The 15,507-nt window shown below is 40.2% G+C and carries 15 protein-coding genes and 2 pseudogenes; 13 read left to right on the top strand and 4 right to left on the bottom strand.

The window, feature by feature from the left end; genetic code table 11:
- The first annotated feature begins 457 nt into the window (after positions 1-457).
- The 3 genes and pseudogenes from ACTNC0_RS11355 (at position 458) to ACTNC0_RS11365 (ending at position 2,852) form a co-directional block, all read left to right on the top strand.
- Entirely contained in the window at positions 458-1,117 is a 660-nt protein-coding gene (locus tag ACTNC0_RS11355) for a DUF4317 family protein (protein WP_441087458.1), read from the top strand.
- 356 nt (positions 1,118-1,473) lie between these two features.
- Positions 1,474-1,854, top strand: a pseudogene (locus ACTNC0_RS11360) (type I restriction-modification enzyme R subunit C-terminal domain-containing protein); the annotation flags it as partial.
- Positions 1,855-2,018: 164 nt separating this feature from the next.
- On the top strand, positions 2,019-2,852 hold the full coding sequence (locus ACTNC0_RS11365) for a PRD domain-containing protein (protein ID WP_441087459.1): 834 nt from the start codon (positions 2,019-2,021) through the stop codon (positions 2,850-2,852).
- A 29-nt stretch (positions 2,853-2,881) separates the two neighbouring features.
- On the opposite strand, the gene ACTNC0_RS11370 is transcribed toward ACTNC0_RS11365, so the two are convergent.
- Both ACTNC0_RS11370 and ACTNC0_RS11375 read right to left on the bottom strand, forming a co-directional pair.
- The gene (locus ACTNC0_RS11370; protein WP_441087460.1) at positions 2,882-4,261 is read right to left on the bottom strand and encodes an aldehyde dehydrogenase; all 1,380 of its coding nucleotides are present in this window, start codon (positions 4,259-4,261) and stop codon (positions 2,882-2,884) included.
- A gap of 174 nt (positions 4,262-4,435) precedes the next feature.
- The gene (locus ACTNC0_RS11375; protein ID WP_441087461.1) at positions 4,436-5,647 is read right to left on the bottom strand and encodes an iron-containing alcohol dehydrogenase; all 1,212 of its coding nucleotides are present in this window, start codon (positions 5,645-5,647) and stop codon (positions 4,436-4,438) included.
- Between the two features lie 562 nt (positions 5,648-6,209).
- On the opposite strand from ACTNC0_RS11375, the pseudogene ACTNC0_RS11380 reads away from it, so the two are divergent.
- Together ACTNC0_RS11380 and ACTNC0_RS11385 are read left to right on the top strand one after the other, a co-directional pair.
- Positions 6,210-6,653, top strand: a pseudogene (locus tag ACTNC0_RS11380) (ABC transporter ATP-binding protein); the annotation flags it as partial.
- Between the two features lie 72 nt (positions 6,654-6,725).
- Positions 6,726-7,157 carry a DUF6465 family protein gene (locus ACTNC0_RS11385; RefSeq protein WP_441087462.1) on the top strand — a complete coding sequence of 144 codons (432 nt, stop codon included), beginning with the start codon at positions 6,726-6,728 and terminating at the stop codon, positions 7,155-7,157.
- 135 nt (positions 7,158-7,292) lie between these two features.
- On the opposite strand, the gene ACTNC0_RS11390 is transcribed toward ACTNC0_RS11385, so the two are convergent.
- A complete protein-coding gene (locus tag ACTNC0_RS11390) occupies positions 7,293-8,678 on the bottom strand; it encodes an MATE family efflux transporter (protein WP_441087463.1) in 1,386 nt (461 codons plus the stop codon).
- Between the two features lie 637 nt (positions 8,679-9,315).
- Between ACTNC0_RS11390 and ACTNC0_RS11395 the strand changes: the two genes are divergently transcribed.
- The 5 genes from ACTNC0_RS11395 to ACTNC0_RS11415 all read left to right on the top strand — a co-directional run bounded on the left by ACTNC0_RS11395 (position 9,316) and on the right by ACTNC0_RS11415 (position 12,713).
- Positions 9,316-9,864 (top strand): phosphatase PAP2 family protein, encoded by a 549-nt coding sequence (locus ACTNC0_RS11395; RefSeq protein WP_441087464.1) that lies wholly within the window; start codon positions 9,316-9,318, stop codon positions 9,862-9,864.
- A gap of 227 nt (positions 9,865-10,091) precedes the next feature.
- Positions 10,092-10,544 carry a TspO/MBR family protein gene (locus ACTNC0_RS11400; protein ID WP_441087465.1) on the top strand — a complete coding sequence of 151 codons (453 nt, stop codon included), beginning with the start codon at positions 10,092-10,094 and terminating at the stop codon, positions 10,542-10,544.
- Positions 10,545-10,656: 112 nt separating this feature from the next.
- Positions 10,657-11,091, top strand: a complete 435-nt coding sequence (locus ACTNC0_RS11405; RefSeq protein ID WP_300335483.1) for a DUF2383 domain-containing protein — start codon at positions 10,657-10,659, stop codon at positions 11,089-11,091.
- Positions 11,092-11,366: 275 nt separating this feature from the next.
- A complete protein-coding gene (locus ACTNC0_RS11410) occupies positions 11,367-11,519 on the top strand; it encodes a winged helix-turn-helix domain-containing protein (protein WP_441087466.1) in 153 nt (50 codons plus the stop codon).
- 99 nt (positions 11,520-11,618) lie between these two features.
- Positions 11,619-12,713, top strand: coding sequence for a DUF362 domain-containing protein (locus ACTNC0_RS11415; RefSeq protein ID WP_441087467.1), 1,095 nt, complete (start codon positions 11,619-11,621; stop codon positions 12,711-12,713).
- Between the two features lie 106 nt (positions 12,714-12,819).
- Here ACTNC0_RS11415 and ACTNC0_RS11420 read toward each other — a convergent pair whose 3' ends face one another.
- Entirely contained in the window at positions 12,820-13,407 is a 588-nt protein-coding gene (locus ACTNC0_RS11420; protein ID WP_441087468.1) for an AAA family ATPase, read from the bottom strand.
- Between the two features lie 271 nt (positions 13,408-13,678).
- On the opposite strand from ACTNC0_RS11420, the gene ACTNC0_RS11425 reads away from it, so the two are divergent.
- From ACTNC0_RS11425 to ACTNC0_RS11435, 3 genes are all read left to right on the top strand, one after another.
- A complete protein-coding gene (locus ACTNC0_RS11425) occupies positions 13,679-13,855 on the top strand; it encodes an ABC transporter permease (RefSeq protein WP_441087469.1) in 177 nt (58 codons plus the stop codon).
- 375 nt (positions 13,856-14,230) lie between these two features.
- Positions 14,231-15,049, top strand: a complete 819-nt coding sequence (locus ACTNC0_RS11430; protein ID WP_441087470.1) for an FAD binding domain-containing protein — start codon at positions 14,231-14,233, stop codon at positions 15,047-15,049.
- Entirely contained in the window at positions 15,039-15,506 is a 468-nt protein-coding gene (locus ACTNC0_RS11435; protein ID WP_441087471.1) for a (2Fe-2S)-binding protein, read from the top strand. Before ACTNC0_RS11430 ends, ACTNC0_RS11435 begins: the two co-directional genes overlap by 11 nt.
- Position 15,507 lies beyond the last annotated feature (1 nt).

A 15,507-nucleotide genomic window follows, 5' to 3' on the forward strand; every position in this document is an offset into this window, starting at 1 on the left:
GATATACAGCGGACTACCTGTAATGTGGGAACCAGCCATATCTGGCATGGGAAATGCGCATAACTGCGCACCTAAGTTACAGGCGTATCCGTCGATATTCAGTCTGACGCCTAAAGCGTCTGGAAGCATGTGACTTCAGTCATGTGAGGTTCACAACGCAGAAAAATTTTATACGCTGTAAAAATGAAAATATTCCATATAAAAAAGAAATTCGTCTAAGTCCGGATTTACTAGAAGGGAAACGCCCGGAGGTTTTTAAAACGGCAGTGGGATATTATTATCAGCAGGCGTGTGAAATTGCAGATGGAATACAGATTGCCAGGGCATATGGAAGAAAGGCTAATCGCACAATTTCTGTTAAAGATTTATCTGAGAGAAAAGTATAATAAATAAAACATAAACGCAGTATGGAAAAACATAATAAAAAATCGGACAGATATAAAGGAAAAGAAAAAGTATGATAAACAGAAATGATATGCTGGAGTTAACCCGCAGGATGACCTTATCCAGAAATTGTTTTATGCGTGCAGCAGGCGCTTACATAGACGAAGATGGATATATCGATAATACTTTTAATGTAAACTTTAAGAATATGGGAAAACATGACCAGCAAGTTAATCTGGATCTTGCGAAAACGATTCCGTTTTCAAAAACAAATGAGCAGTTAAAATGTTATAAATTTCCGGCAGGAGATCTGGCATATGATAGTATTCATAAACTGCTAATGGCATTATCGCAATATGGTTTAAAAGATGATCTTCTTGTGCAGACACTTTGTGAACAGCTGGCAGAGGGAATCTGCGGCACAGAAGACAAGCCCAACAGGACAAATCATTTACGCGGGCAGGAATTTGGAATTTATATTTACCATGGAATCTACGATATTCCAAAGAAAGGCTCAGATCAGAGCGAACAATGGGAATCGGAAGAAGTTTATAGCTTCCTTGTGTGTGTAGCTGCACCGGTAGATAAAGACTATAATGCAGGAAAACCAAAATACGGATTTATATTTCCGGCATTTGAAGACAGATCCGCAGAGCATGGGAAGATAGATATTTTCTTTGAAAATCCGGAACATCCGGATGAAGGATTTTTAAGGAAAATATTAGGGAGATAAACACCAGAAAAGAAAATTGGCAATCGTATGATTTTATGAATACGAAAATTATGGAAGAGTTAGATCGATAAAAAGTTGAAATACAGAAAGCACTTGATAAGACACAGATGTTATTTGATAGTTTGATGCAACAATATTTTGGATAAGGGCAAGTAGTGCAGAGTGAGCGAATAGAACCTGTTGAGGCATTGATAAAAGTATATAATTCTTTTATCAGTGAAAAAATAGATGATTATAATAGCAGTGTCTATTATGAAAACCCATCATATATATTCGAATGCTACAGAGAAAATAAAATGTTATAGACACAATGGTTGAAGGATGCTGGTATCTAAAAGGAGTATGCCAGCATTATTCCGCTAACAGAAAAAGATATGAAGGTGTTGGAGAATATTTTGTGGAGTGAGCTTGGGACAAAGCAGGACTATGAATCTGAATATGGTGAAAAACCGCTGGGAGAATTTGTGCGTGAGATTGTGGGACTTGATATGAATGCCGCGAAAGCTGCATTCTCACAGTATCTGAATGATACGAACCTGGATAGCAGACAGATTTACTTTGTAAATCAGATCGTAGAGTATATTGTGCATAATGGAATGCTAAAGGATTTATCTGTTCTTCAGGAAGCACCATTTACAGATCAGGGAAGTATTGTAGATATATTTACTGATTTAAATGTGTGGATAGGAATCAGAAAAACAATTGATCAGATAAATGCAAATGCGTTGGCTGCATAAAATGGCTTATAAGAGAAATCAGATATTACCGATTGGTTACTGAGAACGAAGTGAACAGTAATACTGGCGAATGAAAATGGAGTAGACAGTCATAACTTGGTGGTTTACATTAAGAAAAATTTCTGATACGATTAATACAAGATTAAATGAGGGGATCCTTAAACATGTACAGAGTAAGCAAAGTATTAAATAACAATGGCGTAATAGCTATTGATATGGAAGAAAATCAGGAATATGTCATTCTCGGCAAGGGGGTTGGCTTTGGTAAGAAAGTCAGCCAGCGTTTTGATAAACCAGCAGAGTGTACTTTATATCGGTTGGAACAGGAAACGGAGCGCGGATCTGCGAAAGAACTGGTAAAGGGAATCGAGCCGGAGTATCTGGAAATTGCAGATGAGATTCTGACAGAGGCGCAGAAAGTATTTGGAGATTCTGTAGACAGAGGAATTCTTTTCCCACTTGCAGACCATATCTCTTTTGCAGTTGCAAGAATTCGCCGAAATGAGCAGATCAGTAATCCTCTGACTGAGGATATCAAAGTGCTTTTTTACAGTGAATTTAAGGTTGCAGAGACGTTGAAAGCAATTTTGAAGGAGAGATTTCAGATAGAAATTGATGACCATGAAGTTGGATATGTGGCACTTCATATCCATTCTGCAATTGGCGATGAGAAGGTATCTGTTGCGATGCAGACTGCAAGGGCAGTGAGAGAGTGTATTGACATGATCGAGAAGGCGACAGGCAAGCCGATTGATGTACTTTCTCTGTCATATAATCGTCTGATGAATCATATGAAATATATGGTGGCACGCGCATCAACTGGGGAGAAACTGAATCTGGATATGAACGAATATATGCTGGATCAGTATCCACAGGCCTATGAGATTGCGGCGGATATATGTAAGAATCTGGAAGGATGTATCGGACATAAGCTGGACGAGACGGAGATTGGATATCTGGCGATGCATATACAGAGAGTATATAAAGATGCGGTGTAAGAAAAGTAGTAATAATAGAAGAAAGTTCCTTATTTCAGGAACTTTCTAAGTAGTTTTTCATAGATTTTTTTGTATGGCTGGTATCTCATAGGAAGATCCAGCCATGTTTTTTTATCTACAATACTCTTGAAATGAGAGAAAGTATTGAACCCATCTCTGCCGTGGTAAGATCCCATACCGCTTTCGCCAAAGCCACCAAATCCCATCTCGCTGGTTGCCAGATGGATGATTGTATCATTCACACAGCCACCGCCGAATCCGCAGCGAGAGGTGACTTTGCGGGCTATATCTTTGGCGGAAGTGAAGATATACAGAGCCAGTGGATGCGCCATGGAGTTGATGGTTACGATAGCTTCATCCAGTGAATTGTAGGTCAGTACAGGAAGTACCGGACCAAAGATTTCTTCCTGCATAACTGCATCCTGGAAAGTAACATGATTCATGACAGTAGGTGCAATCTGCAGAGTTTTCGGGTTGCTGTCACCACCGCAGACTACTTTGTTCGGATCAATCAGGCTGCTGATACGGGTAAAGTGTTTCTCATTGATGATTTTGCCATAATTTTTATTATTCAGAGGTGCAGATCCAAACTGTTTTTTAATTTGTTTCTGAATCTGGCGGATCAGTTCATCTTTAATTTCCTTATCACAGTAGATATAATCTGGTGCAACACAGGTCTGACCGCAGTTGAGATATTTTCCGAATACAATCCGTCTGGCTGCCAGTTTCAGGTTGGCACTTTTTTCTACGATACAGGGACTTTTTCCACCAAGTTCCAGGGTAACAGGAGTCAGGTGTGCAGATGCCTTTGACATAACTTCACGACCAACATTCTGGCTTCCGGTGAAGAAGATATAGTCGAAATGTTCATTGAGGAGCGCAGTATTTTCTGTGCGTCCGCCTGTTACAACGGTTACATAATGCGGGTCAAAACATTCGCAGATGATAGTTTCAATGACACGACTTGTATTGGGTGAGTAAGCACTTGGTTTTAATACTACGGTGTTTCCTGCGGCAATCGCATCTATCAGTGGATCGATGGTGAGCAGGAACGGATAATTCCAAGGACTCATAACAAGAACTACACCATAAGGGGATGGCTTTTTATAGCTTCTGGAGGCGAACTGTGCAAGAGGGGTTATTACGTTTTTTTCCTTTGCGTAGGATGGCGTATGGCAGATCATATAGCTGAGTTCGGAGAGTACAAGTCCGACCTCGCACATATAAGACTCGAAGTTACTCTTGCCGAGGTCGCGCTTTAATGCTTCATTGATCAATGGTTCATATTTCTGAATACAGAATTTTAATTTTTTTAAAGCTTCAATTCTTTTATCAACTGGTAAAGTTGCGCCGGTATAAAAATAGGTACGCTGTTTCTGGACGATTTCTTTAATTTCTGTTTCTGTCATTGAATAGTCCCTCCATATATAATATAAGAATGATGTACTGGTGCGTACAGATTGTGGAAATGATTTTTCAAATATGCTCTAGATAACTTGACTGAATTTTCATCTGCAATATTATCATAAAGTATTGTAGCCACTACTGTGTTCTGGTGTCAGTAGAATTTTGATTGTGTTGTATTATTTATCAGATTCAGGAATCAGCATATAATAAAATTTCTCAAGTTCTGATGCATCCATCAGCTTTGGCACAGGATACAGAGGATTTGCCTCTTTATCTGCATAATGTGCCAGCTTCGGGATATCTGTTTTCTGGATCTCTTTTACAGTATCTCCGATTCCGAATTTCTGTTTCATTTCTTCGATTGCCTGAATAAAAAGTTCTGCAGCTTCATGATCTGGTGTGTTCTTATCCGCGAGTCCGGCAGCAACAGCCAGATTGTGGAGTTTTTTATTAATGCAGCTTCCATATTCACGAAGCACCATAGGCAGCAGAATCGCATTGGCAAGTCCATGAGGCACGTTATATTCTCCTCCAAGTGAGTGAGCAACTGCGTGAACATATCCTACATAAGATTTGGTAAATGCACAGCCTGCATAGAAAGAAGCATGGAGCATATTCCGACGCGCCTGGATGTTATCACCATGTTCATAAACAGTGTAAATATTTTCGAAAATCAGTTTTACAGCTTTTAAAGCGTCCCTGCGGGTATCTATTGTGGTAGAGTTTCCGATGTATGCTTCGACTGCGTGAGTGAGGGCATCCATGCCTGTGGTGGCGGTGATAAATGGCGGCAGGCTTAAGGTTACTTTCGGGTCAAGTACTGCATAGCGGGGAATCAGTGGAAAGTCGTTGATCGCATATTTATATCGGGTATCTGCATCGGTAATTACAGCTGCGAGAGTAGTTTCACTTCCGGTACCGGCAGTAGTAGGAACTGCCATAAGAAGTGGAAGTTTCTTGTGTACTTTCAGGATTCCCTTCATCTGAGCCAGAGTTTGTTTTGGCTTTACTGCGCGTGCACCGACAGCCTTTGCACAGTCCATACTGGAACCGCCGCCGAAACCGATGATAGCATCGCACCCGTTTTCGTGATAAAGATTCAGTGCCTCCTTAACATTTACGGTAGTAGGGTTGGCAACTGTTTTATCATAGATTGTATAAGGAATTCCGGCTTCGTTCAGCGTTTTCTCCAGACGTCTGGTAAGTCCGAGACGGGCAATTCCCGCGTCTGTGATGATCAGCACATGTGTACATTTATGGCGCATGATGATTTCCGGAAGTTCTTTAACACTTCCGGCGATTTTCGGTTTGCGGTAAGGTAAAAATGGGATAGCGATGTGAAAAGCTTTCTGAAAAGCCCTGCAATATATTTTTCTGATAGGATTCATGATAATTCTCCTCTGTAATATGTAATCAAGAAAAATATAGCAAGGCAAAAAAGAAAAGTCAATATATTTTGACATTCAAAAAGTATGAAATGCTTAATAAATGTTACTGAGAACGGAGTGAACAGTAACTAATAAATTACAGACAAGATAAAGCATACTGCAAAGAATCGTCCAGATGCTTCTTCATCAACTCGCCAGCTCTATCAATCTCACCGGCTTTATATGCCTCAAAAATCAGCTTATGCATATGTCCCGCCTCACGTGTTTGAGCGAATCCTGCAGCGGAGCGAGTTTGACAGGGCGGTTCATGGTTTTAGCAGATTTCTGACGACTTAGAATATCTTAGACCGTGGAAACCGTCCCGAAAATAAAACATAGTTCTGACCGTCCCTCCTGACTTGTTTCTTCCCTATCCCTTAGAGTCTCAATAAAAAATCTTACGAAACTTCACGAAACTCTGAAAATCAGTTGACAACCGAGTAAGTTTAAACTAACATAAAGTTAGCGATAAATAACCAAATAGTGAAACTACAAGGTTACATGAGGGAGGAGCAAAGAAAATATGTTTTTGCAAATACAGGGAATCAAAAAATCCTTTGGCACAGGTGACAGTCGTGTTGATGTGCTGAAAGGCTTAGATCTTGAGATTGAAAGAGGAGAATTCTGCGTTCTGCTTGGTCCGTCCGGTTCAGGAAAGTCTACACTTCTGAACATTATTGGCGGAATCGACAGTGCAGACGAAGGAAACTTAGTGATAGACGGAGAACGTCTGGCGGATATGTCAGAGAAGAAACTTTCGTTATACAGAAGAAAACATCTCGGCTATATTTTCCAGATGTATAATCTGATCCCCAATCTTACAGTCAGGGAAAATATTGAGGTGGGTGCTTATCTTAGTGACAAACCTCTGGATGTAGATGAACTGCTTCATACTCTTGGAATTTACGAGCACCAGCGAAAACTTCCAAACCAGCTTTCCGGCGGGCAGCAGAATCTGACAAAAATTTGACATTATCTGGATTTTGTGTTATGGTAGGTAGGAAACTGTTAGACCAATCAGTTGGAATAGGAGATTATTATGAGAAAAAAATCAACTTCAAAAGCAACAGCAACTATCAAAGAAGCTACAACCAAAGCAACAGAGACAGTGAAAGAAACAGTAGAGAAAACAATTGCCAAAGCTCCGGAAGTGATTGATGAAGCAAAAGACGTTGCATCTGATATTGCGAAAGCACCGGTTGTAGAAGAAGCAAAAAAAACTGTAAAGAAAGCAGTAAAAGAAGTGGCTAAAAATATCGACATCAAAAAATTCGTAGAAACAACTATCGAATTACCTGGTTTTGCAGTTACAATGAGCTCCATCGAGGAAGCAATCAAAGAAGACATTAAAGCGAAAGACATCAAAGGAAAAGATATCAGTGTTTATGTAAACGTTGAGCAGAAAGCCGCATACTACACAGTAGACGGTCAGGGATCTGACGATTACAAGATCGACCTGAATACATTATAATCATTTTTATAACTGAAAATGAATGCCTGTGAGCGAAGGCTTGCAGACATAAAAACAGCAGGAATGTTCTCTTAATGAGTGCTCCTGCTATTTTTATGTTTATAGAATTATAATGCTTTTTGAAAAATCAGAGATTTAAGAAATTTGTTCCTGTTCAAACAAATCCTCTCTTGTAATATTCTGTGCCCATGTTCTTTTACGGTAATGGTGGAATACCCATGGCCACTTGACGAATTCGTCTGTACATAACAGGAAATATACCCAAAGCACAGGAAGCTTCAGCACAAATGCTGCGAAGAATCCCAGCGGTACTGCGTACACCCACATATCGATCGTATCGCAGATGAGCCCGAATTTCGTATCTCCACCTGCCCGGAATATCCCGGCGATCAGTGCGGTATTGACAGCAGAACCCATAATGTAATAAGTATTGATCAGCAGCATATATTTCAGATAGTGCATTGCCCCGTCACTTAAAGAGGCAAATCTCATAACCACAGGGGTGATGGCAAATACGATCACACCACCGATCACACCGGCGATGACAGTCATCTTTAACATTCTGGAAGCATATACTTTTGACTTTTCCAGATCACCTTTTCCCATAACATTTCCAAGAAGAATCGTTCCTGCACTGGCAATGGCAAAGCAGAAAACAGAGCCGATATTGCGGACAACAGTAACCAGTGAATTGGCGGCAACTGCATCCGTGCCAAGGTGTCCGAGGATTACTGAATACATGGAGAATGCTACACTCCATGAAATGTCATTTCCAAGCGCAGGAAGTGACAATTTAATGAAATCCCGGAACAATACTTTACTGCGGATAAACATATATGTCAGGTTCAGTTTCACATTCTTACTCAGGAAAGATACGATCACGCAGGCAATCAATTCTATGAATCTGGAAGAAGCAGTTGCAATCGCAACACCTGTAGCGCCAAGCTTTGGAGCTCCGAACAGTCCAAAGATAAAGGTTGCATTCAGAATAATGTTCAGGACAAAAGCCAGCATATTCAATGCCATACTGATCGTTACACGTCCAACACTGCGCAGAATCGCCAGGTAAACTTCTGTAATACCCCAACACAGATAAGTGATGCCCATGATTCTGAGATAAGAAGAACCAATGGAGATCAGTTCAGGGTCAGATGTGAATATTTTCATCATAAGCTGAGGCGCAATGAAGGCAATCATTGCTACGATCGCGGAAATTGCGATTGAAAAACGAAGCGCAATTCCCTCGATTGCATGAATTGCCTGCATATTATTTTTTCCGAAATATTGTGCGCACAGAAGAGATGCGCCGGTGCCAAGTCCGTAATATACCATAAACAGGATATTGGAGTAATTGGCAGCCAGGGACACTGCGGAAATCGCAGACTGTCCGACGTAATTGAGCATAATTACGTCTGCGGAATTGACCGCTGCGCTGAGCAGATTCTGGATAATGATCGGAATCGTCAGCCGAAACATTTGCCGATAGAAATCATCTTTACCGGCTGATACTGTATTTGTCATATTTACCCCCATAATAAATTATAAATTTTCTTTTTGTCTGATCAGAGCATATTATTTCACCTGTTTTTATCATAGCTTTCATGCGGGGAATGCGCTATCTCTATTTTGACAAATTTATACATTATTATGACTTTTATGGCTGCTTGCTTGTTGGTATTCCATAAATTATTTAAGAAATATTCATCTTTTTATCCTCGTTTTTTTAACCGAATCAAGTAAGTCCCCTGCTTATTGCTCTTCGCAATTGAAACAGGGGACTTACTTGATTCGGTTAAACTTGTGTATCATATGTAGCATGGTCTGTATTGCGCTAAAAGTACTGGACTGGTATAATCTATATATGGATTTTGTAGGACATGCAGTTTTTGTACCATATATTCTGTATATTTCAGTATTTCTATATGCGATTCTGGAGGCTTTTGCTGATAGCAGACGCAGATACGTAAGGAAAAGAGCACAGAGTTTAAAAAATATTTAGAAAATTTTACTTTCAGATTTAAGACTGCCGGTTATACTGAGCACATCTTAAATGAAAGGAGTGCAGCCCATGATGATAAATGTAAATATCCGTGTTCTTACCGAAAAGATTTTGAACAATTAAAAAATGATAAATAAAAACATGGTGGGTGAATTTTTAATGATGACATTGCAGCAGATCGATATGAGTATTTTATTGTGGATACAGGAACATTTAAGAGCAGATGCCCTGACACCTTTCTGGAAAGTGATCACTTTTCTGGGAAATGGAGGATGGTTCTGGCTTGTGTTGGCAGCCGGACTGCTGGTGTATAAGAAAACACATCCGACGGGGATTGCGGCATTACTTTCCATTACAGTAGGCTTCCTTATCACGAATGTGCTGCTGAAGAATATTGTTGCCCGCCCAAGACCTTTTGACGCTTATACAGAGATTATTCCTCTGATCACAAAACCGACGGATTTTTCATTCCCGTCTGGTCATACATGTGCATCATTTGCGTGCGCGCTGATACTATTTAGAATGCTTCCGAAGAAATTTGGAATTCCGGCAGTGATCCTGGCAGGAATGATAGCCTTCTCAAGACTTTACCTGGGAGTCCATTATCCGGGAGATGTTCTGGGAGGATTTCTGGTAGCAGTATTTGCAAGCACACTGGTATATCATCTGATGTCAGCATATCAGAAAAAAATGCAGGAGCAGTCATAAGGTCTTTCTCATAAATGGAGATGAGACAAACATGGGAAAGGGCGCTGCAAGCAAGACAGCACTTATATATCAAAGAAATGAATCTGGTGCAGAGAATGAGTATTTTCACAAGAAAAACTAATAAAGCAGACAATAGATAATATTCTCAGTAACGCAGCCAAAAGTAGAATGTCTGCCATGACAGCAGAATATAATAAATTAATTTTACAAACAAAGGGAGCTCTTTAATGAAGCAAAAACCCTTATTGATCAGCCTGTTAATTTCTCTGGGAACCGGAGTGATTGCAGGCTTTCTTACTTTTAAAAGTATGGAACAATACCAGGAAATGTACCGCCCGCCATCATCGCCGCCGGGATGGGTATTTCCAGTAGTATGGCTGATCCTTTATACACTGATGGGAATTGCCGCATACAGAATATACATGAAAGATCCAAAAGCAGAAGTACTGAAACTGTACCTGATCCAGCTGGCGGTAAACTTCTTATGGCCGATACTTTTCTTTAATTTCGGCTGGCAGTTATTTGCGGTAGTCTGGCTGTTGCTGTTATGGTATCTGGTATTTGTTATGATAAAAGAATTTGCAAAAATTGATGAAGGCGCGGCAAAGCTTATGATCCCGTATCTGATCTGGCTTACTTTTGCGTCATATCTGAATATAGCGATTGCTTTGCACAGATAGAAAAGAGTTACTGTTCACTCCGTGCCCAGTAACAGGAAGAATACATAAATAGCCAAAAAGTACATATACTATCTTCTATATAGAAAGTAAACTTTTATACAGGAGGACAGATATGTACAACAGCACAAAGAAACTATTAGAAGAATGCAGTGTCGGATGCAAGATGGGAATCGAGAGCATGGAGCAGGTACAGCATCATGTGACAGACGCCAAAATCGCAGCAACGATTGAGAAATCCTGTTCAAAACATAAGGAACTGGAAGAGGAAATTTCCAAAATACTTCTTCGCGCAGGCCAGCCGGAGAAAGAACCGGGTGTTATAGTATCCACATTTTCGTGGATGACGACAGGTGTAAAAATGATGACCGGAGAAGATGAGAATAAACAGGCGGTTAAGATCATCATGAATGGCTGCAACATGGGAATCCAGTCTATCACAGAAGCCATGCACCAATGCAAAGATGCGTCGTCCGAAAGTATTTCCATTGCAAAGAAGCTTATTGGAATGGAAGAGAATCTGCGGGATGATATGCAGAAATATCTGTAGGAATATTTGTAAAATGAAATGCTGTCAGTTATGGAATAAGTTTGTAACTGATGGCATTTTTATTTATAAAATGTTTAACTTTTTTCAGAAGAATCTTTAGCCCTGTATGATAGGGTATCGTTAAAGGAAATAAGTAACAGGAGGCTAAGGAACATGTAAAAGAATCTAATGGGTCTTACAACGGAAGAAGTGAGACAGCGCCGCGCAGAGATGTCGGATCAGGATCTGTCTACACAGATTACGAAAAACAAAGTGCGGATCATAAAAGAAAATGTATGCACATTATGTATGTTTCGGATGCGGCTACCGTTTCTGTACATATTAACCGTCTCAGGGAGAAGCTGGAAGATGGAGTGAGAAATCCCCAGATTATTGAGACCGTATGGGGTGCAGGGTATCGCCTCAACAGTTCACAGATAAAATATTAACCGATATGTGGTGAGTGGCGGATTATTGCAGGTCAGGAATAGTTGTGATACAATGCACAAGAGAAATCACACAATTTACATAGAGAAAAGGACAACACAATGAATAAAAATGAAATCTATATAAAAAGTGGTACCCAATACATAAAAATGACAAAAGAACTCCTTGCGCAATGTGACCTTGTATCTCGGATAACAGATAAGAAAATACAGATCGGCATCAAACCAAATCTTGTCTCACCATCTGAAGCCTCTTGGGGAGCTACCACACATCCGGAGATCGTGGCGGGAATTATCGAATATCTGCAGGAGAACAGATATGAAAATATTGCAATTCTGGAAGGTTCCTGGGTCGGTGATAAGACGAAAGAGAGTTACGAGATATGCGGCTATCGGGAACTTTCAGAGAAATATCAGGTGCCTTTCTGGGATATGCAGGAAGATAAAGGAATAGAACGCGACTGTAAAGGCGTGAAATTAAATATCTGTGAACGAGTAGAAAAAGTTGATTTTCTGATCAATGTTCCGGTATTGAAAGGTCACTGTCAGACAAAGATAACCTGTGCATTAAAGAATATGAAAGGCTTGATTCCCAACACCGAGAAACGCAGATTCCATGCAATGGGATTGCATAAGCCAATCGCACATCTCAATGCCGGAATTCATCAGGACTTTATCGTAGTCGACAATATCTGCGGAGATCTGGATTTCGAGGATGGTGGAAATCCAGTAGTGATGAATCGAATCTGGGCAGGAATGGACCCGGTGCTGATTGATTCCTATGTTTGTCAGGTCATGCACTATGAGACAAAAGATGTTCCTTATATCGGACTGGCAGAAAAATTGGGAGTCGGAAACACAGATCTGAAAAATGCTCACATCATTTACTGTGAGGAAACTGCCCGAAAGGAATTGCCGAAATCCCGAAAGGTAGTAGAACTTCAGGATGCTGTAGAAGAAGTAGAATCCTGCAGTGCCTGCTATGGATACCTTATCCCTGCACTGGAAATGCTCAAAAATGATGGGCTTTTTGAAAAACTGGATACAAAGATCTGTATCGGGCAGGGTTACCGTGGCAAAACAGGAAAACTGGGCGTTGGTGCCTGCACCTGTAAATTTGAACACAATGTAAACGGATGCCCGCCTACAGAAAATCAGATCTATGATTTCCTGAAACAATATATTCTGAACAAATAAAGAGCACGGGAAATATCCGCATAATTAAAATCAGAAGAGACAGTTTGGTAATATAGCTTGCAATAAAAAAACAGGTTCGCGAGGGAACCTGTTTTTTACTAATATTTTATAATGCCATCTTAATCATCTTAACGATCGTATCCTGGTCAAATTTGCTACTGTCAAATGCCAGATGATACTGGGAAATATCTTTCCATTTCTTATCAGTGAAATATTCATAATAAGTACGGCGTTCTTTATCAACTTTCTTAACGAGTTTCTGAGCACTCTTTTCTTCCCGTCCGGTACGCTCAATGATAGTCTGTACACGATAATCAAATGGCGCATGGATAAATACGCTCAGGCATTTATTATCAAGAATATAATTCGCGCATCGTCCGACAATTACGCAGTCCTCCTTCTCCGCTGCATCCAGAATAATCTTGCGCTGAAGATCAAAGAGAACATCATTCATCGGAACGAAGTGGAAATCGCTGTCCATCTGAAGATCATGATCGATAGGAAAACGCCACTGACTGCCGCGTTTCTCATCAACTTTGGCAAGCACATCAAAAGGAATATTCTCTTTCTGAGCTGCAATATCGATTAGTTCTTTGTCATAAAAAGCAAATCCAAGTTCTTCTGCCAGAGCTTTACCGATCAGACGGCCATTACTGCCGAGCATTCTGTTTATTGTAATCACGCGTTTACTCATAATCAAAACCTCCTTATGACATCCCTGTTACTGTTATCTTATGATACCTGAGCCAAAGCTCCCATAATCCTGATATCGTATCACCTGTCAATAGTAACAAGTCTTTTATTTGTTAACATTATAACACTAATGTCAGAAAAATACCAGTAAAATACATAAAAAAACAAAAATAATACAAGAAAATTTATATATACTATACAAAAATAAGTAGACCTTTACGAAAGATATTGTTATATTTGAAAGAAATAGAAAGTCACATGGGGTGTCCTGGGTGGCATTACAGGTTGCTGGAAAAGTGATGCAGGGTTCCATGAATTTAACCATGGACATGAACGTTGTATGGATTTCTGTAATATTCTCAGGAATCATCGGCATTGTATTTGGATTGTATCCTGCAAATAAAGCCGCGCGCAAAAAAACGATTGACGCGTTACGTTATTCCGGATAAATTCCGGCAGGGATTACTAAGAGAAATTATTTACAAAATGATAGTTCTCTGGTAATTCCAGCTATTTTTTTGCTGCTTTTTTGGACAAATTTATCAATAGACGTGGATATTTTGCGTATGATAAAATTAAATTGGAAAATTTATTTATAAGATAGTGGTTATTTATAGATATTTTCTTTAAGTTATGTTATTATATTTAATTGGCTGTCTGGCAGATGCCGACAGACGTTTACGGGTTGTGCATAAATGTCCGTAAATATACTGCTGTTTAACAGACTCAGGAGAACAATGAGCAGAGTCTGGAGACCTGAAGAAACAGCAGTCCGTAACTCTTATGATAAATGATAAGTATGGAAGAAAGGGATACAATACATAATGCTGAAAATCAAAAGCTATGTAAAGGTAAACAGTCTGGCAGAGGCTTATGAGCTGAACCAGAAAAAAACAGCCCGTGTTCTTGGCGGAATGGTCTGGATGAAGATGGGCAACAGAGCAGTATCTACAGCAATTGATCTCTCCGGTCTGGGACTGGATACGATCTCTGAGGATGATGATGAATTCGTGATTGGCTGCATGACTCCGCTTCGTGATCTGGAGACAAATGAGGCTCTGAACACCTACACACATGGAGCTATGAAAGAAAGCCTTTGCCACATTGTGGGAGTACAGTTTCGAAACTGTGCCACTGTGGGAGGAAGCATTTATGGAAGATTTGGTTTCTCAGATGTTCTGACCATGTTCCTTGGAATGGACACATGGGTAGAATTATATGATGCAGGCCGCATTCCACTGACTGAATTTGTAAACATGAAGAAAGATAATGACATCCTTGTGAATATTATTGTGCGCAAAGAGCCTCTTCTTACCTGTTATTTAAGCCAAAGAAACACGAAGACAGATTTCCCGGTACTGACCTGTACTGCTTCAGTGATCGGAGATGAGGCAAGAACAGTAATCGGTGCCAGACCTGCACGAGCCATGGTCGTAGAAGATAAGAAACAGATCCTTAAGAATTTTAAAAATATGACAAAGAAGCAGAAAGCGCAGGCAATCGAAGAATTTGCCGAATATGCGGCCGGGAATGTTCCGACGACAGGCAATATGCGAGGATCAGAAGAATATAGAAGTCTTCTTGTAAAAGTACTGACAAGAAGAGCATGGGAAGCAGTAGGAGGGATGAAGAATGAATATTAATTTCTGGCTTAACGGGGTAAACCGCCATGCGGAGATCTATCCTGACACACTGCTGATTGATTTTTTGAGAGAGCAGGGATGTTACAGCGTAAAGAGAGGGTGCGAGACAGCAAACTGTGGTCTGTGTACAGTTTTGGTAGACGGACGTCCGGTACTCTCCTGCAGTACACTTGCAGCCCGTGTTGAGGGAAAGAAGATTGTCACATTGGAAGGAATGCAGAGGGAAGCGAAAGAGTTTGGAAGTTTCCTGGCGAATGAAGGTGCGGAACAATGTGGCTTCTGCAATCCTGGATTTATTATGAATGTGTTTGCAATGTTAAATGAGATCAAAGAACCGACAGAGGAACAGATCAAAGAGTATCTTGCCGGAAATTTATGCAGATGTTCCGGTTTCGTTTCTCAGACAAAGAGTATCCTGAAATTCCTGAAATATAAGAAAGCACAGGAGGAAGCATAAG

Origin of the sequence: Blautia sp. HCP3S3_B11 (genome assembly GCF_052064435.1) — a bacterium.
Classification (GTDB): domain Bacteria; phylum Bacillota; class Clostridia; order Lachnospirales; family Lachnospiraceae; genus Blautia_A.

Excerpts from the sequence above, each read along its gene's own strand:
- ACTNC0_RS11370 (WP_441087460.1), bottom strand. The coding sequence starts at position 4,261 with ATGACAGAAACAGAAATTAAAGAAATCGTCCAGAAACAGCGTACCTAT.
- ACTNC0_RS11365 (WP_441087459.1), top strand. The coding sequence starts at position 2,019 with ATGTACAGAGTAAGCAAAGTATTAAATAACAATGGCGTAATAGCTATT.
- ACTNC0_RS11420 (WP_441087468.1), bottom strand. The coding sequence starts at position 13,407 with ATGAGTAAACGCGTGATTACAATAAACAGAATGCTCGGCAGTAATGGC.
- ACTNC0_RS11385 (WP_441087462.1), top strand. The coding sequence starts at position 6,726 with ATGAGAAAAAAATCAACTTCAAAAGCAACAGCAACTATCAAAGAAGCT.
- ACTNC0_RS11390 (WP_441087463.1), bottom strand. The coding sequence starts at position 8,678 with ATGACAAATACAGTATCAGCCGGTAAAGATGATTTCTATCGGCAAATG.
- ACTNC0_RS11375 (WP_441087461.1), bottom strand. The coding sequence starts at position 5,647 with ATGAATCCTATCAGAAAAATATATTGCAGGGCTTTTCAGAAAGCTTTT.
- ACTNC0_RS11395 (WP_441087464.1), top strand. The coding sequence starts at position 9,316 with ATGATGACATTGCAGCAGATCGATATGAGTATTTTATTGTGGATACAG.
- ACTNC0_RS11400 (WP_441087465.1), top strand. The coding sequence starts at position 10,092 with ATGAAGCAAAAACCCTTATTGATCAGCCTGTTAATTTCTCTGGGAACC.
- ACTNC0_RS11405 (WP_300335483.1), top strand. The coding sequence starts at position 10,657 with ATGTACAACAGCACAAAGAAACTATTAGAAGAATGCAGTGTCGGATGC.
- ACTNC0_RS11415 (WP_441087467.1), top strand. The coding sequence starts at position 11,619 with ATGAATAAAAATGAAATCTATATAAAAAGTGGTACCCAATACATAAAA.
- ACTNC0_RS11430 (WP_441087470.1), top strand. The coding sequence starts at position 14,231 with ATGCTGAAAATCAAAAGCTATGTAAAGGTAAACAGTCTGGCAGAGGCT.
- ACTNC0_RS11435 (WP_441087471.1), top strand. The coding sequence starts at position 15,039 with ATGAATATTAATTTCTGGCTTAACGGGGTAAACCGCCATGCGGAGATC.
- ACTNC0_RS11410 (WP_441087466.1), top strand. The coding sequence starts at position 11,367 with ATGCACATTATGTATGTTTCGGATGCGGCTACCGTTTCTGTACATATT.
- ACTNC0_RS11355 (WP_441087458.1), top strand. The coding sequence starts at position 458 with ATGATAAACAGAAATGATATGCTGGAGTTAACCCGCAGGATGACCTTA.